This is a genomic window from Pseudomonas sp. GNP012, assembly GCF_054343835.1.
Map to the genome: position 1 here is coordinate 3,720,610 of NZ_JBTGUU010000001.1, position 18,764 is coordinate 3,739,373.

19 protein-coding genes are annotated in these 18,764 nt (G+C 61.6%); all 19 read right to left on the reverse strand.

The window, feature by feature from the left end; translation table 11 throughout:
* Positions 1-33 precede the first annotated feature (33 nt).
* The 19 genes from flhF to fliF all read right to left on the reverse strand — a co-directional run bounded on the left by flhF (position 34) and on the right by fliF (position 18,748).
* Positions 34-1,362 carry a flagellar biosynthesis GTPase FlhF gene (flhF, locus tag ACXX83_RS16725; RefSeq protein ID WP_217835986.1) on the reverse strand — a complete coding sequence of 443 codons (1,329 nt, stop codon included), beginning with the start codon at positions 1,360-1,362 and terminating at the stop codon, positions 34-36.
* An 11-nt stretch (positions 1,363-1,373) separates the two neighbouring features.
* Positions 1,374-3,503 carry a flagellar biosynthesis protein FlhA gene (flhA, locus tag ACXX83_RS16730; RefSeq protein WP_217835987.1) on the reverse strand — a complete coding sequence of 710 codons (2,130 nt, stop codon included), beginning with the start codon at positions 3,501-3,503 and terminating at the stop codon, positions 1,374-1,376.
* A gap of 196 nt (positions 3,504-3,699) precedes the next feature.
* Positions 3,700-4,839: a flagellar biosynthesis protein FlhB gene (gene flhB, locus ACXX83_RS16735; RefSeq protein ID WP_458549116.1), complete on the reverse strand. Its 1,140-nt coding sequence runs from the start codon at positions 4,837-4,839 to the stop codon at positions 3,700-3,702.
* Between the two features lie 3 nt (positions 4,840-4,842).
* Positions 4,843-5,625 carry a flagellar biosynthetic protein FliR gene (fliR, locus tag ACXX83_RS16740; RefSeq protein WP_217835989.1) on the reverse strand — a complete coding sequence of 261 codons (783 nt, stop codon included), beginning with the start codon at positions 5,623-5,625 and terminating at the stop codon, positions 4,843-4,845.
* 3 nt (positions 5,626-5,628) lie between these two features.
* Entirely contained in the window at positions 5,629-5,898 is a 270-nt protein-coding gene (gene fliQ / locus ACXX83_RS16745) for a flagellar biosynthesis protein FliQ (protein ID WP_015096238.1), read from the reverse strand.
* Entirely contained in the window at positions 5,895-6,653 is a 759-nt protein-coding gene (fliP, locus tag ACXX83_RS16750; protein ID WP_015096239.1) for a flagellar type III secretion system pore protein FliP, read from the reverse strand. Before fliP ends, fliQ begins: the two co-directional genes overlap by 4 nt.
* Entirely contained in the window at positions 6,653-7,108 is a 456-nt protein-coding gene (gene fliO, locus ACXX83_RS16755) for a flagellar biosynthetic protein FliO (RefSeq protein ID WP_225923705.1), read from the reverse strand. The genes fliP and fliO overlap by 1 nt, the downstream gene beginning before the upstream one ends.
* Complete coding sequence (fliN, locus tag ACXX83_RS16760) at positions 7,109-7,555, reverse strand: flagellar motor switch protein FliN (RefSeq protein ID WP_015096241.1); 447 nt, start codon at positions 7,553-7,555, stop codon at positions 7,109-7,111.
* Between the two features lie 66 nt (positions 7,556-7,621).
* Positions 7,622-8,590, reverse strand: coding sequence for a flagellar motor switch protein FliM (gene fliM / locus ACXX83_RS16765; RefSeq protein WP_015096242.1), 969 nt, complete (start codon positions 8,588-8,590; stop codon positions 7,622-7,624).
* 9 nt (positions 8,591-8,599) lie between these two features.
* Positions 8,600-9,103 carry a flagellar basal body-associated protein FliL gene (gene fliL / locus ACXX83_RS16770; protein ID WP_095963853.1) on the reverse strand — a complete coding sequence of 168 codons (504 nt, stop codon included), beginning with the start codon at positions 9,101-9,103 and terminating at the stop codon, positions 8,600-8,602.
* Positions 9,104-9,341: 238 nt separating this feature from the next.
* Complete coding sequence (locus tag ACXX83_RS16775) at positions 9,342-10,709, reverse strand: flagellar hook-length control protein FliK (RefSeq protein WP_458549117.1); 1,368 nt, start codon at positions 10,707-10,709, stop codon at positions 9,342-9,344.
* Between the two features lie 100 nt (positions 10,710-10,809).
* Complete coding sequence (locus ACXX83_RS16780) at positions 10,810-11,109, reverse strand: Hpt domain-containing protein (protein WP_217838457.1); 300 nt, start codon at positions 11,107-11,109, stop codon at positions 10,810-10,812.
* An 84-nt stretch (positions 11,110-11,193) separates the two neighbouring features.
* Positions 11,194-12,900 carry an ATP-binding SpoIIE family protein phosphatase gene (locus ACXX83_RS16785; RefSeq protein ID WP_458549118.1) on the reverse strand — a complete coding sequence of 569 codons (1,707 nt, stop codon included), beginning with the start codon at positions 12,898-12,900 and terminating at the stop codon, positions 11,194-11,196.
* A gap of 5 nt (positions 12,901-12,905) precedes the next feature.
* Positions 12,906-13,205 carry an STAS domain-containing protein gene (locus ACXX83_RS16790; RefSeq protein WP_126046775.1) on the reverse strand — a complete coding sequence of 100 codons (300 nt, stop codon included), beginning with the start codon at positions 13,203-13,205 and terminating at the stop codon, positions 12,906-12,908.
* Between the two features lie 137 nt (positions 13,206-13,342).
* Positions 13,343-13,792: a flagellar export protein FliJ gene (fliJ, locus tag ACXX83_RS16795; protein WP_102699429.1), complete on the reverse strand. Its 450-nt coding sequence runs from the start codon at positions 13,790-13,792 to the stop codon at positions 13,343-13,345.
* 6 nt (positions 13,793-13,798) lie between these two features.
* A complete protein-coding gene (gene fliI, locus ACXX83_RS16800; protein WP_217835992.1) occupies positions 13,799-15,157 on the reverse strand; it encodes a flagellar protein export ATPase FliI in 1,359 nt (452 codons plus the stop codon).
* Positions 15,147-15,944, reverse strand: coding sequence for a flagellar assembly protein FliH (gene fliH, locus ACXX83_RS16805; protein ID WP_217835993.1), 798 nt, complete (start codon positions 15,942-15,944; stop codon positions 15,147-15,149). The genes fliI and fliH overlap by 11 nt, the downstream gene beginning before the upstream one ends.
* A gap of 4 nt (positions 15,945-15,948) precedes the next feature.
* Positions 15,949-16,968, reverse strand: coding sequence for a flagellar motor switch protein FliG (gene fliG / locus ACXX83_RS16810; RefSeq protein WP_007983391.1), 1,020 nt, complete (start codon positions 16,966-16,968; stop codon positions 15,949-15,951).
* A complete protein-coding gene (gene fliF / locus ACXX83_RS16815; RefSeq protein WP_458549119.1) occupies positions 16,961-18,748 on the reverse strand; it encodes a flagellar basal-body MS-ring/collar protein FliF in 1,788 nt (595 codons plus the stop codon). Before fliF ends, fliG begins: the two co-directional genes overlap by 8 nt.
* Positions 18,749-18,764: the final 16 nt, after the last annotated feature.

Here is an 18,764-nt window from a genome sequence, read left to right on the forward strand (position 1 = left end):
TCGATGTAGGTACAAAAACGATTCATTATTACCTCAGCCAACCTGCTTGGTCGGGCTGTGGTAGATGTCAGCGAACATGTCAGCCATGGCTTCTTCGCTGGGTTCTTCCTGCATTTGCACACTGACGGCGCGACTGACCAACTGATGACGGCGCGGCAGATGGAGATCATCCGGAATCCGCGGGCCATCGGTCAGGTACGCCACTGGCAGCTCATGACTGATGGCCAGGCTCAACACTTCGCCCAGGCTTGCCGTTTCATCCAGTTTAGTCAGGATGCAGCCGGCAAGCCCGCAACGCTTGTAACTGTGATAAGCGGCGGTTAGAACCTGTTTCTGGCTGGTGGTTGCCAGGACCAGATAATTTTTTGAGCGGATGCCACGACCAGCCAGACTTTCGAGCTGCATGCGCAGGGCCGGGTCGCTGGCCTGCAGGCCGGCGGTATCGATCAGCACCACGCGCTTGCGCAGCAATGGATCGAGCGCCTGCACCAGGGACTGGCCCGGATCGACGTGGGTCACCGGCACATTGAGAATGCGCCCCAGGGTCTTGAGTTGCTCCTGGGCACCGATGCGGAAGCTGTCCATGCTCACCAGCGCAATGTTCTGCGCGCCGTACTTGAGCACGTAACGGGCAGCCAGCTTGGCCAGGGTGGTGGTCTTGCCCATGCCGGCAGGGCCGACCATGGCGATGACTCCGCCCTCTTCCAGCGGCTCGACTTCCGGGGTAACGATCATGCGCGCCAGGTGTGCCAGCAACATGCGCCAGGCCTGACGAGGCTCCTGGATTTCGCTGATCAGTGCCAGCAGGTCTCGAGACAGCGGGCCAGACAGGCCAATGCGTTGCAGGCGACGCCAGAGGTTGGCCTGATCCGGACGGCTGCCTTGCAGCTGGTTCCAGGCCAGGGACCCGAGTTGTACTTCCATGAGTTCGCGCAGGCTGTTGAGCTCGGAGCGCATCGAGTCGAACGCACGCGGGTCCACGCCACCGGACGCTGGTACAGCAGCCGGTGCGGGGCGACGAGGTTGGTCATACGTAGGTTCGATCAGCGGCTCGGCTGCGGTGAGCGGCAAACCGGCGAACAACTGGCGGTTGGTCGCATTGTCGCTCTCGCCATCGCCACGCAGGCTCAATTCGGCCTGGGCGGTGACGATCCGCGACTGAGTCTTGCGCAGCTCGTCTTCGAGCTCCATGTTCGGAACACGCGGTGCCAGCGCCGACAACTTGTAATCCAGCGCAGCCGTCAGCTCGACGCCCCCGGCAATCCGGCGGTTGCCGATAATGGCTGCATCAGCGCCCAGCTCATCGCGAACCAGCTTCATGGCCTGACGCATATCGGCGGCGAAAAAACGCTTAACTTGCATAAACCACTACCTCAGCCGTTGGGCCCTACTGTCGCAACGATGGTCACTTGCTTGTTGTCAGGGATTTCCTGGTAAGCCAACACGTGCAAACCCGGGACTGCGAGCCGGCCGAATCGCGAGAGCATCGCGCGAACCGGACCGGCCACCAGCAGAATCACCGGCTGACCTTGCATCTCCTGGCGCTGCGCCGCGTCGATCAGCGAGCGTTGCAGTTTCTCAGCCATGCTTGGCTCCAGCAGAACGCCCTCTTCCGAGCCTTGTCCTGCCTTTTGCAGACTATTGAGCAATATCTGTTCCAACCTTGGCTCCAGCGTGATAACTGGCAGCTGCGACTCAGTGCCTACAATGCTTTGGACGATTGCGCGGGAGACGCCAACCCGCACGGCAGCCACCAGCGCGGCGGTATCTTGACTCTTGGCGGCATTGTTGGCGATGGCCTCGGCAATGCTGCGGATATCGCGAACCGGCACTTGCTCGGCCAACAGCGCTTGCAGCACTTTGAGCAGTTGCGACAGCGAAACCACGCCCGGCACCAGCTCCTCAGCCAGTTTCGGCGAGCTTTTGGCCAGCAATTGCATGAGTTGCTGCACTTCTTCGTGACCGATCAGTTCACTGGAATGCTTGTAGAGTATCTGGTTCAAGTGGGTAGCCACTACTGTACTGGCATCGACCACCGTGTAACCGAGGGATTGCGCCTGGGTACGCTGGCTGATTTCGATCCAGACCGCCTCCAGGCCGAAAGCCGGATCTTTGGCGGTAATGCCGTTGAGCGTGCCGTAGACCTGCCCCGGGTTGATCGCCAGCTCGCGATCCGGGTAAATCTCCGCTTCCGCCAGGATCACCCCCATCAGGGTCAGGCGATAGGCACTCGGCGCCAGGTCGAGGTTGTCGCGGATATGCACGGTCGGCATCAGGAAGCCCAGATCCTGGGACAGCTTCTTGCGCACCCCCTTGATCCGCGCCAGCAACTGACCGCCCTGGTTGCGGTCCACCAGCGGAATCAGGCGATAGCCCACTTCCAGGCCGATCATGTCGATGGGCGTCACGTCATCCCAGCCAAGCTCCTTGGTTTCCTGGGCACGGGCCGGCGACGGCAGCAGCTCCTGCTGGCGCTTGACCTCTTGCAGGGCCTGAACCTTGGCGACGTTCTGCTTTTTCCAGAACAGGTAGGCGCCACCGGCCGCCAGGGCCGCCATGCTCAGGAACGAGAAGTGCGGCATGCCGGGCACCAGGCCCATGACCGCCATCAAGCCTGCCGCCACCGCCAGCGCCTTGGGCGAGGCGAACATCTGGCGATTGATCTGTTTGCCCATGTCTTCCGAACCGGACGCACGGGTCACCATGATCGCCGCCGCTGTCGATAACAACAGTGATGGCAATTGCGCCACCAAACCGTCACCGATGGTCAACAGCGCATACACCTTGCCGGCATCGCCGAAGGTCATGCCGTGCTGGAAGATACCGACCGCCATGCCGCCGATCAGGTTGATGAACAGGATCAACAGGCCGGCAATGGCGTCACCACGGACGAATTTGCTGGCACCGTCCATGGAACCGTAGAACTCGGCTTCCTGGGCGACTTCCGAGCGGCGGGCCTTTGCCTGGGCCTGATCGATCAGGCCGGCGTTGAGGTCGGCGTCGATCGCCATTTGCTTGCCGGGCATCGCATCGAGGGTGAAACGCGCGCTCACCTCGGAGATCCGCCCCGCACCCTTGGTCACCACGACGAAGTTGATGATCATCAGGATCGCGAAGACCACGATACCGACCACGTAGTTACCGCCGATCACCACTTCACCGAACGCCTGGATCACCTTGCCGGCGGCTGCGTGACCGTCCTGGCCGTGGAGCATCACCACCCGCGTGGAGGCCACGTTCAATGCCAGGCGCAACAGCGTCGCCACCAGCAAAATGGTCGGAAACACCGCGAAATCCAGCGGGCGCAAAGCGTAGACGCACACCAGCAGCACGACGATGGACAGGGCAATGTTGAAGGTGAAGAACACGTCGAGCAGGAACGGCGGCACCGGCAACATCATCATCGCCAGCATGACCAGCAGCAACAGCGGCACGCCCAGATTGCCCCGACTGAGGTCGGCAATGTTGCTGCGGGCACTGTTGATTAACTGAGAGCGATCCACCGGTTTTCCCCGTTCCTTTAAAGCAAACTTTTGACGCCTGACGCAGGCGCAGGGCGGCTACTGCAAGAAGCTTTCCAACTTTTGCAAAGGGAGAAATAGAGCGATTTTTCAGTGGGATATGTGCTGCCTGGGCTGACGTCATCGCGGGCAAGCCACGCTCCCACAAGTTATCGCCGAACCTGTGGGAGCGCTAGACTCAGGAATCGCGGCGCAAATCCGGCGGAATCGGCAGGTCATCCTTGAGCGGATCAGGCCGCTTGCCCTTGCCCGCCCGGTACTGTCGAATCTGATAGACGTAGGCCAGTACCTGCGCAACCGCCAGATAGAGCCCGCCGGGGATTTCCTGCTCCAGTTCGGTGGAGTAATAAATCGAGCGCGCCAGCGCCGGTGACTCCAGCAGCAGGATCTCGTTGGCCGCGGCGATCTCGCGGATCTTCAGGGCCAGGAAGTCGTTACCCTTGGCCAGCAATACCGGCGCACTGCCCTTCTCCGGATCGTATTTGAGGGCCACAGCGTAGTGCGTGGGGTTGGTGATGACCACGTCAGCCTCGGGAATGGCGGCCATCATCCGCCGCTGGGACATCTCACGCTGCAGCTGTCGAATCCGCTGCTTGACCTCCGGCCGCCCCTCCTGGTCCTTGTGCTCGTCGCGCACTTCCTGCTTGGTCATCAGCAGTTTCTTGTGGCTTTCCCAGAGCTGCACCGGCACATCTACCGCAGCGATGAGGATCAGCCCGCACGCCATCCACAAGGTGCTCCAGCCCACCACTTGCAGGCTGTGGATGATTGCCATGTCCAGGGGTTCATGGGCGATACGCAGCAGGTCGTCGATGTCCGACGACAACACCGCCAGCGCTACGAACAGGATGATGATGAACTTGGCCAGGGCCTTGAGCAGCTCGACCAGCGCCTTGGTCGAGAACATGCGCTTGAGGCCGGGACCGGGGTTCAAACGGCTGAACTTGGGCGCCATGGAGCTTGCCGCGAACAGCCAGCCCCCCAGGGAAATCGGACCGATGATGGCCGCCAGCACCAAGGTGATCATCACTGGCTGGATCGACCACAGGGCAATCTGTCCCGAGCGCATCAGGTAGTTGGCCATGGAGCGCTGATCCAGAATCACCTCCCGCGGCAGCGAGAAATTGAAGCGCATCAGCTCCATCATGTCCTGCGCCATGGCGCCGCCAAAAATCAGCAACGCCGAGGCACCGACCAGCATGATCGCCAGGGTGTTGAGTTCCTTGGACCGCGCTATCTCACCCTTTTCACGGGAGTCTTGCTTGCGCTTCTCCGTGGGGTCTTCTGTTTTGTCCTGACCGCTTTCGCTCTCAGCCATGACTCAGCTCGCCCGCGCCATTTCGCGTAACAACTGCAAGGCCTCGGTGGCCAGCGGTTGATACTGATTGAGAATGTCCGCCAGCCCGACCCAGACGATAAACAGCCCCAGGACCAGGATCAGCGGGAAGCCGACCGAGAAAATATTCAGTTGCGGCGCCGCCCGGGTCATGACGCCAAACGCGATGTTGACCACCAGCAGCGCGGTGACTGCCGGCAACACCAGCAACAACGCCGAACCGAGCACCCAGCCGAGCTTGCCGGCCAGCTCCCAGTAATGGTTGACCATCAGGCCGCCACCCACCGGCAACGTGGTGAAGCTCTCGGTGAGGACCTCGAACACCACCAGATGGCCATTCATGGACAGGAACAGCAGCGTCACCAGCATGGTGAAAAATTGCCCGATCACCGCCGTCGAGACGCCGTTGGCCGGGTCGATCATCGAAGCGAAACCCATGCCCATCTGGATGGCGACAATTTGCCCGGCGACCACGAAGGCCTGGAAGAACAGTTGCAAGGAAAACCCCATCACCGCGCCGATGAGGATTTGCTCGGCGATCAACAACAGCCCGCTCAGATCCAGGGGATTGACTGGCGGCATCGGTGGCAGCCCCGGCGCAATGACCACGGTAATGGCCAGCGCGAAATACAGGCGGATGCGCCGAGGCAGCAGGGTCGTGCCAAACACCGGCATGACCATCAGCAGGGAGCCGACGCGAAACAGCGGCAACATGAACGTCGCCACCCAGGTGCTGATCTGCGTATCGGTCAGCGCTAGCAGTGACATGATTTAGCCGATGACCTGAGGAATACTGCCGTACAGCTGCAGAATGTATTCCATGAAGGTCTGTACCAGCCAAGGCCCGCCGACGATCAGCGTCACCAGCATCACCAACAGGCGCGGCAAAAAGCTCAGGGTCTGTTCGTTGATCTGGGTGGCGGCCTGGAACATCGCCACCAACAACCCCACCAGCAGGCTAGGAATCACCAGCACGGCAACCATCATGGTGGTCAACCACAGGGCTTCGCGGAAAATGTCTACGGCGACTTCAGGGGTCATGGCGAGACACCGCCAAAGCTGCTGGCCAGGGTGCCGATGATCAGCGCCCAGCCATCCACCAGCACGAACAACATGATCTTGAACGGCAGGGAAATGATCAGCGGCGAGAGCATCATCATACCCATGGCCATCAGCACACTGGCCACGACCAGGTCGATGATCAGAAACGGAATGAAGATCATGAAGCCGATCTGGAACGCCGTTTTCAGCTCGGAGGTCACGAAGGCCGGTACCAGGATGGTCAACGGCGCCTGATCCGGTGTCGCGATGTCAGTGCGCTTGGACAGGCGCATGAACAGCTCAAGGTCGCTGGTGCGGGTCTGGGCGAGCATGAAATTCTTGATCGGCACCTGCGCCTTGGCGACCGCATCCTGGGCCGTCAGTTTTTCCGCCAGATAGGGTTGCAAGGCATCCTGGTTCACCCGGTCGAACACCGGCGCCATGATGAACAGGGTCAGGAACAGCGCCATGCCGGTGAGAATCTGGTTCGACGGCGTCTGCTGCAGACCCAGGGCCTGGCGCAGGATCGAGAAGACAATGATGATCCGGGTGAAGCTGGTCATCAGCATGACAAACGCCGGGATAAAACTCAGCGCGGTCATGATCAACAGGATTTGCAGGCTGACCGAGTATTCCTGTGCACCCTGCGCATTGGTGCCCAGGGTGATGGCCGGGATCGACAGCGGATCGGCGGCGAATGCCAGCGGTGCGGCCAGCATCAGGGCCAGCGTCAAAACGATGCGTAGCGCACCCATTACTTCTTATCCTTCTGATCTTTACCCAGCATCTCCAGCAGGCGCTGCGCAAACTCCGGCGTCGGCTTCTCGGTGCCCGGCACCTGCACCGGCTCCTTGAGGACGTGCAGCGCAGTGATGTTGCCTGGGCTCAGGCCAAGCAGAATCTGCTCGTTGCCGACCTGCACCAGCATCAGGCGGTCGCGCGGCCCCAGCGCGCGGGAGCCGACAATCTCGATCACCTGCCCCTTGCCGGCCGGACCGGCCTGCTGGACCCGACGCAGCAACCAGGCGAGGAAGAAGATCAACCCCAGCACCAGCAGCAAGCCGAACACCAACTGCGTCAGTTGCCCAGCCACACCACTGCTCACCGCTGGCGCAGCAGCCGTGGTCGCCGTAGCGACCGGCTCGGCCGCCAGCACGCTGAACGGCATGGCCAGCGCGCTCCCCAGCACAGCCCCGAGAAACTTTTTCACTCAGCGCAGCTTCTTGATGCGTTCGCTTGGGCTGATCACGTCCGTCAGGCGGATGCCGAACTTCTCGTTGACCACCACCACTTCGCCGTGGGCGATGAGCGTGCCGTTGACCAGCACGTCCAGCGGCTCGCCGGCCAGGCGATCCAGCTCGATCACCGAGCCCTGGTTCAGTTGCAGCAGGTTGCGGATGTTGATGTCGGTGCTGCCCACTTCCATGGAAATCGACACCGGGATATCGAGGATCACGTCCAGGTTCGGGCCTTCGAGACTCACCGGATCGTTGTTTTTCGGCACGCTGCCGAACTCTTCCATTGGCAGGCGGTTGGACGCGGAATTGCCGGAATCGGCGGCAAGCAATGCGTCGATGTCAGCCTGCCCGGCATCACCGGTTTCTTCCAGGGCCGCGGCCCACTCATCGGCCAGGGCCTGGTCGTCTTGCGTGTTCATAATGTCAGTGTCCTCGGCGAGCAAAAGTTCAGAATTCGGTTAATCGCGAATGGGTAGGAGCGCCGGTCAACGGCGCTCGATCGGCTCGATCACTTGCAACGCCAGGTTGCCCTTGTGCGAACCCATCTTGACCTTGAAGGCCGGTACGCCGTTGGCGCGCATGATCATTTCTTCCGGCATGTCGACCGGGATCACATCCCCCGGCTGCATGTGCAGGATGTCGCGCAGGCGCAGTTGACGACGGGCCACCGTCGCACCGATCGGCACGTCGACATCCAGCACGTCCTGGCGCAGGGCGTTGACCCAGCGCTCGTCCTGGTCGTCGAGGTCCGACTGGAAGCCGGCGTCGAGCATCTCGCGCACCGGCTCGATCATCGAGTACGGCATGGTCACGTGCAGGTCGCCGCCACCGCCATCGAGTTCGATGTGGAAGGTCGACACCACAATGGCTTCGCTCGGGCCGACGATGTTGGCCATGGCCGGGTTCACTTCGGAGTTGATGTACTCGAAGTTGACTTCCATGATCGCTTGCCAGGCTTCCTTCAGATCGACGAACGCCTGCTCCAGCACCATGCGCACCACACGCAGTTCGGTCGGGGTGAATTCACGCCCTTCGATCTTGGCGTGCCGGCCGTCGCCACCGAAGAAGTTGTCCACCAGCTTGAACACCAGCTTGGCGTCGAGGATGAACAGCGCGGTGCCGCGCAGGGGTTTGATCTTGACCAGGTTGAGACTGGTCGGCACGTACAGCGAGTGCACGTATTCGCCGAACTTCATCACCTGCACGCCGCCGACCGCTACGTCTGCCGAGCGACGCAGCATGTTGAACATGCTGATGCGGGTATAACGAGCGAAACGTTCGTTGATCATTTCCAGGGTCGGCATGCGTCCACGGACGATGCGATCCTGGCTGGTCAGGTCGTAGCTTTTGACGCTGCCGGGTTCGGCAGCGTTTTCGGTCTGTACCAGACCATCGTCGACGCCATGCAACAGCGCGTCGATCTCATCCTGGGACAGCAGGTCCTGCACGGCCATGTCGTGTTCCTACTGCAGTACGAAATTAGTGAAAAGCAACTGTTCGATCACCACTTTGCCGAGCTCTTTCTGCGCCACTTCCTGGACGCTGGCGGTGGCCTTCTGCCGCAGCATTTCCTGGCCGACCGGCGACGCGAGGGTCGCAAAGTCCTGGCCGGAGAACAGCATGACCAGGTTGTTGCGGATCACCGGCATGTGGACCTTGAGCGCCTCCAGATCCGCCGGGTTGCGCGCGAGCATGGTGATGCTCACCTGCATGTAGCGCTGGCGGCCGTTCTGGTTGAAGTTGGCCACGAAAGCCGGTGCCATCGGCTCGAAAATCGCTGGCTGCTTGCCGACGGGAGCGGCGTCCACCACGGCGGCGGCAGGCTTGTTCTGAGCGCTGTGCATGAAGTACCAGGTCGCGCCCACGGACACACCGATCGCCAGCAGCAGGGCCACCACGATCAGGATAATCAGCTTGAGTTTGCCTTTGGTTGCGGGGTCTTTTACTGCTGCGTCGCTCTTCGCCATGCCAATAATCCGTCACTATTCGGGGTTTCACAGTCGCACGGCAAGGCAAGAGCAAGTGTTATGCCAGAACGGTTGGAGGGGGATGGAGCGGTGGACTGCCAGCATTCCGAAGAACACGGCAAAACCACTGTGGGAGCGAGCCTGCTCGCGATAGCATTCTAACCGTCAACATTTCCATCGACTGTTACACCGCTTTCGCGAGCAGGCTCGCTCCCACAGGGATGGGTGATTAACCCGATCAGGCGTAGTAATCGACCGCGCTGGAGCCGATCACACTGGCGGTACTGGCAGCCACTTCAGCGACGCCCGGCATCAGGTCGTCATCCATGGAGTCGAGGCGGCCGCCGCTGGCGCTGGTCCGTCCGGTCTGGCTTTGCCGGGCTTGTTCCTGCCCTTGTTGCGAACCACGGGACTGGTCCGAAACGTTGACATCGACCTGCCCCATGCCCTGCTGCGCAAACATGTCGCGCAAGCGATGGACCTGGCTGTCCAGCGCCTCACGGACGCCCGGATGCGCACTCATGAACGTGACCTGGGTCTGCTGATCGGGAACCATGTTCACCCGAATGTCCAGACGCCCCAGTTCAGCGGGCTGCAACTGGATGTCCGCGGCCTTGAGGTTGGCGCTGGACAGGTACATGACCCGGTTCACCACCTCTTCGGTCCAGCCGCTCTGGTGCATGGCGATCGGCTGGTTTACCGGCAAGGCATTGGCTGTCTTCGGTGTGGCCGCCTGGGTCAGCGCGGCCAGACGGCTGGCGAAATCATCGACACGGGTGTCGCTGCCGGCAGATTTGAGATCCTTCAGACCGTCATCGATCAAGCCGCTGAAAGCTTTTTCTTCACCTTTGCCGGCACTGTCCTTGTCGACCTGAACATCCAGCATGGTCGCCATGCCGGCGGCAAAGTTTTGCGCCGACGTCAGCTCACCGTCCGCCTGGGCGGGCGCCTGTGTCGGTGCGGCCTTTGGCTGCGCCTGACTGGAAGCCGACACGTGACCGCTCTGCTCCATCGCCAGGCGTAACGCCGGCAGGGCGTCGAGTGGATCGGCCTCGGGATCGAAGTCGCCGTCAGCGCTGGTCGGCACCGGAGCATTTGCAGCCGAGAGCGCCGCAGCAACCGGCGCTTCAACCGTTGGCTGCACCGCATCGGCTACGGCAGGCGCTGCTGGCGTTGCTGGCACTGACGCCACTGGCTGTATCGCTTGCGGCAATGCGGGATCAAGCGCCGGATCGACCGGCGCGGCATCGACGACCAGAGCCGGGTCGACCTCTGCCGCATCATCGCCGGCGGTCTTGTCGTCAGCCTGCACCGATTGGTCGGCAGGCAAGGATTTGCCGCCTTCGGCAACCACTGGCTCCCCCGCGGCAGACTTGTCGTCGCCAGCGTCCTTCTTCGCGCCGACAACGGAGGTTTTGTCACGATCAGGTTTGAGCGGAGCATCGGCCACCGCATTGGGTTTGCTTTGGGCCTGATTGGCGTAGACATGAGCGAAGCTTGCGGCCTTGTCCCCGGGCTCTGCGGTCACTGCCGGAGGATTGGCGCAGGTAGCCTGAGTCTTGGCCTGCCTGGAGGCCTGAAGCAGAATATTGGGGGTAACGGGCATGAAACGGTCTCCGCTGCACAGGGCTCGTAAGTACAGTTGGGTTAGATAACTGCAAAGGTCGAGCCAGTTTCACTCGATAGAGAACCAAAGCAGCGTTTGCTCAGATTTTCGCCGAGCAACGCTTTCGCTCTGCTTCGTAGAGAGGGCGGATATTGGCGAATTCGCGGTCGATTTTGCCGACCAGTTCCTGAACGGCCGCGCATGGCAAACTGGCAGCCTGCTGCTCAAGCTGGCGGCAAAGTTCGGTCAGCCTGAGGGCGCCCATATTGCTGCTGCTGCCCTTGAAGCTATGGGCGGTTTCAGCGAGCCGTGCGGCACTGTCAGCCGCTCTCAGGACTTCCAGGCGCTCTTCGGAGTCCGCAAGAAAGATATCCAGCAGATCCGGATAACCCTCTTCCATCACTTCCCGCAATGCACTCAGCACGCTGCGATCCACATGTGTGTCGTCGTCCACTTGCTCACTCCTTGATCAAGAATGCGCGGATTATGCCAGAGCCTCCCAGATAAACTCCACGCGTGCACTTCGACCATTGTCGGTCCAGCGGGCATTACGCCCCAACTGGCGGATCAGGTTGATCCCGCGTCCCGACAGGCGGATGGCGTCCAAAGGCCTTTCCATCACCCGCTCGACATCGAACCCCTCGCCGCTGTCTTCGACCTGAATCGTCAGGCAACCGCCGTCGTCTGTCGGCGTCACCTGCAAATGGATCCGCACATAGCCTTCCTGCAGCTCGCCGAGCCGGGCATTGCGCTCTTGATAATATCGCGCAAAACCCGAGGCATTGCGCTTGAGGCTCGAATCCAGCCCCAGCACGCCGTGTTCCAGCGCATTGGAATAGAGCTCCGCCAACACACTGTAGAGCGCACCGCTCTGAGCCCGAAGGCCATGCACCTCAAGCAGCAACTGCAACAGATAGGGCAAGGGATTGAATCGCTTGAGCGTGGCGGCGCGGAACTCGAAACTCACCGACCAGTCCAGCGGGCACGACTGGCCGCTGTCGGAGTAGACCAATGCCGGTGGCGTGACCTGCTCCGGCTCCAGCAGGCTGATTTCGACCATGCTGACATCGTCGCGCGCTTGACCACCGAAATCGCGCAGCGCCTGCTCTATCTCTTCGAACAGCACATCCGGCTGACGATTGGCGGCGAACACCTGCTGCAATCGCTGCACGCCAAACAACTGTTCATTGGCGCCGCAGGTGTCGATCACCCCATCGGACAAGAGGAACACCCGATCCCCGAGCGCCATGGGAAACACTTCGGTGCGCTCGTCGAAGGATTCCGGGCTCAGCACCCCCAAAGGCAGGTGCCGAGCCGGCAGAGGCGTACGCTCGCCACTGGCAATGCGATGCAGGTAACCGTCGGGCATTCCACCGTTCCAGACCTCCACCGAACGACGCTGAAAACTCAGGCACAGCATGGTGGCGCAGCAGAACATGTCCACCGGCAGGATGCGCTTGAGCTTGGCATTCATTTCGCGCAGGGTTTGCGCCAGGCCATAGCCCTTGGCGGTCATCCCGTAGAAGACTTCGGCCAGGGGCATGGCGCCCACGGCTGCCGGCAGACCGTGGCCGGTGAAGTCGCCCAGCAATACGTGCATGTCGCCGGCCGGGGTGAACGCGGCCAGCAACAGGTCGCCGTTGAACAGCGCATAGGGTGATTGCAGATAACGGATATTCGGCGCGGCGTTCAGGCAGCCGGCGTGCGCCACCTTGTCGAAAACCGCCTTGGCCACACGCTGCTCGTTGAGCAGGTAGTCGTGGTGCCTGGCGATCTGGTCACGCTGCTGCAGAACGGTGTCCTGCAAGCGCCGCAAGCGATCCATCGCCTTGATCTTGGCCGCGAGAATCACCTGGTTATAGGGTTTCGCCAGAAAGTCGTCACCGCCGACCTCCAGACAACGGGCCAGCGCCTCGCTTTCGGACAAGGACGTGAGGAAGATGATCGGCACCAGGGTTTCCCCGGCCAGGGCCTTGATCTGCCGGGCTGCCTCGAAGCCGTCCATGACCGGCATCATCGCATCCATCAACACCAGGTGCGGTTGTTGCTGGCGAAACGTGTCGACCGCTTCGGCGCCGTTGGCCGCCGTCAGCACTTCGTGCCCCTGGCGGCGCAGGATGCTCGCCAACAGCAGACGATCGGCGGCGCTGTCCTCGGCAATCAGGATCGTCAGCGGCTCCAGTGGCTGCATGGCAATCAACTGATGTCGAACAGTTTGTCGAAGTTGGAGATGGCGAGGATTTTGCGCACGTCGGTATTGCTGTTGACCACGCGCACATCGGAGTCGTCGCCACCGGCGTGATCGCGCAGCAAAAGCAGCATGCCCAGGGCCGAGCTGTCGAGGTAAGTGGCGTCTTTCAGGTCGACCACAACCGCCGATAGCTCTTTATCTTCGTAGGACTGACGAAACTCCTGATGCTTGGCGAAATCGAAACGCCCCTTGACCGAGATCGTCAGCTTTCGCCCATCGGGTGAGACTTCTGTAACAACTGGCATGTCATGGCTTCCTTGTCATTTGTAAACCTGCTGTACAAGGTTTAGCAGCTGGTAGAGGTTGGGGCAAGGCTGGAAATGGCGCAAATCCTGTGGGAGCGTGGCTTGCCCGCGATGAACGATAACGAGGTCCACCCGATTCAATACTGATCCTGCCGTGGCAATCGTTGGGATAATTCGTCCAACAACTTTTGTTCGCGCCGGTCTTCGAGCGCCCGCGCCTCATCGGCATAGCGCTGAACCAGCTTGCGCAGGCCTTCGACCCGGGCAAATGCCTGCTGCCAGGTTTCCCGGGCCTTGTTCAGGTTGTTCTGATGCCAGGCCAGGCTTTGCCGCTGCTGGTCGATGGCCGTGCCCAGCTGCGCCAGGAAGCCCTGATAACCCAGCAGCCATTGGCCCGAGACGCCGCCGCTGCCGCGTACGATCCATTGCTCCTGATAGTCGAGGCGGAAGGCTTCGAGGTCGGCGAGTTTACTTTCCGCCAGGCGAACCTGCCCTTGAAAGTGCCCCAGGCGCTGGACCGCGGTTTTCTCGGCCTTTTCGGCCATTTCCACCACCGGCGCCAGCCTTCCTGCCCGACTCTGGGCCATGACCGCTTAACCGCTCGCCGCGGGCGCGAAGATCGAGGCGAGATACGCTTCGCTTTCACCCAGGCTGATGCTGTCGTTGAGGCCCTGCCGCAGGTATTTGACCAATTGCGGTTGCAGGGAAATCGCCAGGTCGGTCTCGCGATCGCCGCCGGCGACATAGGCGCCGACGCTGATCAGGTCGCGACTCTGTTGATAACGCGACCACAGCTGCTTGAAATATTGCGCACGAGCCATGTGCTCCGGCGACACCACCGCCGGCATGACCCGGCTGATGGACGCTTCGATATCGATGGCCGGGTAGTGCCCTTCCTCGGCCAGGCGCCGGGAAAGCACGATGTGCCCGTCGAGTACACCCCGTGCAGAGTCGGCAATCGGGTCCTGCTGGTCGTCGCCTTCGGACAGCACGGTGTAGAACGCAGTGATCGAACCGCCGCCCTTTTCCGCGTTACCGGCCCGCTCCACCAGTTTCGGCAGTTTGGCGAACACCGATGGCGGATAGCCCTTGGTCGCCGGTGGCTCGCCGATGGCCAGGGCGATTTCCCGCTGGGCCTGGGCAAAACGGGTCAGGGAATCCATCAGCAACAGGACATTCTTGCCCTTGTCGCGGAAATATTCGGCGATACGCGTGCAGTACATGGCGGCGCGCAGTCGCATCAGCGGCGCATCGTCCGCCGGGGACGCCACGACCACTGAACGCTTGAGTCCTTCTTCACCGAGGATGTGCTCGATGAATTCCTTGACCTCACGACCCCGCTCACCGATCAGGCCGACGACGATAATGTCGGCTTCGGTAAAGCGCGTCATCATCCCCAGCAATACCGATTTACCGACACCGGTACCGGCAAACAGGCCGAGCCGCTGACCACGACCGACCGTCAACATGCCGTTGATGCAACGGATGCCCACGTCCAGCGGTTCGCTGATGGGCTCACGCTTGAGCGGGTTGATGGTCGGGCCGTCCATCGGCACCCAGTCTTCGGCCTTCATCCCGCCCTTGCCGTCCAGTGCACGACCGGCACCGTCGAGCACCCTTCCGAGCATGCTCATGCCCATGGGCAGGCGACCGTTGTCCGCCAACGGCACCACTCGGGCGCCGGGTGCGATGCCGGCGACACTGCCGACCGGCATCAGAAAGACTTTGCTGCCAGAGAAGCCCATGACCTCGGCTTCCACCTGCACCGGGTGATAGCTGTCGTCATTGATGACCATGCAGCGGCTGCCCATGGCGGCGCGCAGGCCTTCGGCTTCGAGGGTCAGGCCGACCATGCGCAGCAGGCGCCCTTCGAGGATCGGTGCGCCCTCCAGCCCCGTGGCCTCGGCGTAGCTGCCCAGACGCTTGGCGAAGCTGGTGCGTTCAAGGCGCATCAGGTGCATCCGGTGCTGGTGCGGCAGCAGGCTTGCTGTCGACCGGCAGTTCCAGGCTCAGGTCTGGCGCGGCCGGGTGCAGGGCCTGCTCGTGCAACTGGTCGAACAGCTTGTCCATCACCCGCGCGACACGGGTTTCCACCGTGGCATCGATGCGACTGTGCTCTGTTTCGACCCGGCAGCCGCCGGGCAACAACGACTCGTCTTCGACGATGCGCCAGGTTTCTTCATGGCGTTCGCGCAGGGCTTTGACCTGTTCGAAATCCTGCGGATTGATGTACAGCCGCACATTACCCACGCCCAACGGCAGGAGCTTGAGCGCTTCGCGCATGACGTGTTCGATCTGCGTCGAGTCGATGGCCAGTTCGCGCTGGATCACCTGTCTGGTGATGTGCTGCACGAGGTCGACCAGGGACTTTTCGATCTGGGTGTCCTGTTCGGCGATGGGCTCGAACAGATGCGTCATCAATTGCTCCAGCGCCGCGATCTTGGCCGTCAGGGCCACTTCGGCCTCCTGGCGGACCTTGAGCGTGGTGCTGTGGAAACCTTCCTTCTCACCCACCGCGAAACCTTCGTTGTAGGCTTCCTGGCGAATGCTTTCGAGTTCTTCGAGGGTCAGTGGCTGGACTTCCTCCAGCGGCACTTCCTCCATTTCCGGCGGCTCGGGTTCAGGCTCAGGCTCCGGCTCGGGTTCCGGCGGGTCGAAACTGGGCAACGCCCAGGTATCGAAGCCACTGACATCCCTGGCCCGGATCAGGTCAGTGGGTGCATCATCATTCTTGACCATGGTGTTAAATCATTTCCTCGCCGCCCTTGCCGCCGAGAACGATTTCTCCGGCTTCGGCCATACGGCGGGCGATGGTGAGGATTTCCTTCTGCGCGGTTTCCACGTCGCTGACGCGCACCGGGCCCTTGGCTTCCAGGTCGTCGCGCAACAGTTCGGCGGCACGCTTGGACATGTTCTTGAAGATCTTCTCCTTGACCCCTTCGTCCGACCCCTTGAGGGCCAGCACCAGCACATCGGAGGACACCTCGCGCAGCAGCGCCTGGATGCCGCGGTCGTCGACATCGGCCAGGTTGTTGAACACGAACATGAGGTCTTCGATCTGACCGGACAGGTCTTCGTCGACTTCGCGGATCGAATCCATGAGCTGGCCTTCGATCGAGCTGTCGAGGAAGTTCATGATGTCCGCTGCCCGCTTGATGCCACCCAGGGTGGTGCGCGAGGCATTCGAGTTGCCGGAGAACTGCTTCTCGAGAATCTGGTTGAGTTCTTTCAGGGCCGCCGGTTGCACGGTGTTCAGCGAGGACACGCGCAGGATGATGTCCAGTCGCACCTTGTGGTCGAAGTTGCCGAGCACTTCGCCGGCCTGGTCCGGATCAAGGTAGGCCACCACGATCGCCTGGATCTGCGGGTGCTCATAACGGATCACGTCGGCGACGGCGCGCGGCTCCATCCACTTCAAGCTGTCGAGGCCGCTGGTGTTGCCACCGAGCAGGATGCGGTCGATCAGGCCGTTGGCCTTGTCTTCGCCCAGGGCCTGGGTGAGCATTTTGCGCACATAGTCGTCGGAGCCGACGCCCAGGCTGGTCTGGTCGCCGACGATATCGACGAACTCGCTCATCACCTGTTCGACCTGCTCGCGGTGCACATTACCCATCTGGGCCATGGCCACGCCCACGCGCTGAACCTCTTTGGGGCCCATGTGGCGCAGCACCTGGGCCGCGTCGGTGGAGCCCAGGGACAGCAACAGGATCGCGGCTTTGTCGACCTTGGACAGTTTGGCGGCAACGGCTCGGTTATCACTCATCTGCGTTAATCCACTCTTTCACGACCTGGGCCACACGACCCGGATCTTCTGCCACCAGACTCTTGATTGCGTTCAACTGAGCGTCATAACCCTCGCTCGGGCTCGGCAGCAGAATGCTGGTCGGGCCACCGAGGCTGACACGGTCGTTGGCCAGTTCGCCATCCAGACCACCCATGCCGCCCAATTCGACGTCGCTGCCGATACCGACCAACTGCTTGCCTTTGCCACCACCGGTGATGTTGTTGAGCACCGGACGCAGCACACCGAACACCAGCACCAGAATGAACAGCACACCCAGCACTTGCTTGACGATGTCCCAGAACCACGGCTGGGAGTAGAACGGAATATCGGCAATCACCTCACCGCGCTCGGCGGAGAACGGCATGTTGATCACACTGACGCTGTCGCCACGACTGGCATCGAAGCCGACCGCGTCCTGAACCAGGCGTGTGAAGCGCGCCAATTCATCGGCGCTCCATGGCGCACGAGTGGTTTCGCCGTTGGCCGGGTTGATCTTGACCTGATCATCGACCACCACCGACACCGACAGGCGATTCAACCGGCCCTGCTGCTGTTTGGTGTGGCTGATGGAACGGTCGAGTTCGAAGTTCCTGGTCGATTGCTGACGCTTGTCCGCAGGGTACGGAGCAAGCATCGGCTGGCCGGTCGCCGGGTCCATGATTTGCTGGCCATTGGCATCAACCAGTGGCTGGCCTGGCTGCACCATGCCGGCTGCACCCGGCGTGCCGCCCGTGGTTTGCGGCGCGGAGGCCGGCGATGGCGGCTGGTTGCTCAAGGCACCCGGTACGCCCTGCGGACCATTGCTGGCGGTACGTTGTTCGTTGACCGACTGCTCGCTGCGCAACGCCGGTTGATCCGGGTTGAACTGCTCGGAAGTCGACTCGACCGCACTGAAGTCCACGTCGGCGGACACTTCGGCTTTATAGCGATCGTTGCCCAGCACCGGCTGCAGGATGTTGTGCACGCGCTGGGTGAGCATGCTTTCCATGCGGCGGCTGTAGTCGAACTGCTTGCCGGCCATGGTCAGTTCGGAGTTCTCCGCCTGATCCGAGAGCAGGTTGCCCTTCTGGTCGACGACGGTGATCTGCGACTTGCTGAGCTCGGGAACGCTGGTCGCCACCAGGTTGATGATCGCCACGACCTGGCCTGGCTCGAGGGAGCGACCGGAATAGAGTTCAACCAGCACCGAAGCGCTCGGCTTGCGCTCGTCGCGCACGAACACCGAACTCTTCGGGATCGCCAGGTGCACGCGGGCACCCTTGACGTTGTTCAGGCTGGAAATGGTGCGGGCCAGTTCGCCTTCGAGTCCGCGACGATAGCGGGTCGCTTCCATGAACTGGCTGGTGCCCAGCCCCTGTTCCTTGTCGAGGATTTCAAAACCGATGTTGCCGTCGCTGGGAGTGACACCAGCGCCCGCGAGTTTGAGCCGCGCACGGGACAGGTCCTCGGACTTGACCAGCAAGGCACCGGAATTGGGTTCGACGGTATACGGAATATCGGCGGAGGCCAGGGTATCCATGACCTGCTTGGCGTCCATGCCGGCAAGGCTGCCGTACAGAGGCCGGTAGTCCGGCTGTTGAGACCACAACACCACGGCAAAACCAATCGCCACGCTCGCCGCCAGACCGACCAACAGGCCCACCTGACGCAACATGGTCATCTCGGAAAGGTTTTCCAGGAAGGACAACCCGAACAGCGGCGGTTTGCCGTCTATTGGAGTGGCCTTGGCCGGAACATTATCGGCGACTGCTTCTGCCATGACTCAATCTCGTCCT

Bases quoted from the DNA above. Each gene is read 5' to 3' on its own strand.
- flhF (WP_217835986.1), bottom strand. From the start codon at position 1,362: ATGCAAGTTAAGCGTTTTTTCGCCGCCGATATGCGTCAGGCCATGAAG.
- flhB (WP_458549116.1), bottom strand. From the start codon at position 4,839: ATGGCTGAGAGCGAAAGCGGTCAGGACAAAACAGAAGACCCCACGGAG.
- fliR (WP_217835989.1), bottom strand. From the start codon at position 5,625: ATGTCACTGCTAGCGCTGACCGATACGCAGATCAGCACCTGGGTGGCG.
- fliQ (WP_015096238.1), bottom strand. From the start codon at position 5,898: ATGACCCCTGAAGTCGCCGTAGACATTTTCCGCGAAGCCCTGTGGTTG.
- fliP (WP_015096239.1), bottom strand. From the start codon at position 6,653: ATGGGTGCGCTACGCATCGTTTTGACGCTGGCCCTGATGCTGGCCGCA.
- fliN (WP_015096241.1), bottom strand. From the start codon at position 7,555: ATGAACACGCAAGACGACCAGGCCCTGGCCGATGAGTGGGCCGCGGCC.
- fliM (WP_015096242.1), bottom strand. From the start codon at position 8,590: ATGGCCGTGCAGGACCTGCTGTCCCAGGATGAGATCGACGCGCTGTTG.
- fliL (WP_095963853.1), bottom strand. From the start codon at position 9,103: ATGGCGAAGAGCGACGCAGCAGTAAAAGACCCCGCAACCAAAGGCAAA.
- ACXX83_RS16775 (WP_458549117.1), bottom strand. From the start codon at position 10,709: ATGCCCGTTACCCCCAATATTCTGCTTCAGGCCTCCAGGCAGGCCAAG.
- ACXX83_RS16780 (WP_217838457.1), bottom strand. From the start codon at position 11,109: ATGGAAGAGGGTTATCCGGATCTGCTGGATATCTTTCTTGCGGACTCC.
- ACXX83_RS16785 (WP_458549118.1), bottom strand. From the start codon at position 12,900: ATGCAGCCACTGGAGCCGCTGACGATCCTGATTGCCGAGGACAGCGCC.
- ACXX83_RS16790 (WP_126046775.1), bottom strand. From the start codon at position 13,205: ATGCCAGTTGTTACAGAAGTCTCACCCGATGGGCGAAAGCTGACGATC.
- fliJ (WP_102699429.1), bottom strand. From the start codon at position 13,792: ATGGCCCAGAGTCGGGCAGGAAGGCTGGCGCCGGTGGTGGAAATGGCC.
- fliI (WP_217835992.1), bottom strand. From the start codon at position 15,157: ATGCGCCTTGAACGCACCAGCTTCGCCAAGCGTCTGGGCAGCTACGCC.
- fliH (WP_217835993.1), bottom strand. From the start codon at position 15,944: ATGGTCAAGAATGATGATGCACCCACTGACCTGATCCGGGCCAGGGAT.
- fliG (WP_007983391.1), bottom strand. From the start codon at position 16,968: ATGAGTGATAACCGAGCCGTTGCCGCCAAACTGTCCAAGGTCGACAAA.
- fliF (WP_458549119.1), bottom strand. From the start codon at position 18,748: ATGGCAGAAGCAGTCGCCGATAATGTTCCGGCCAAGGCCACTCCAATA.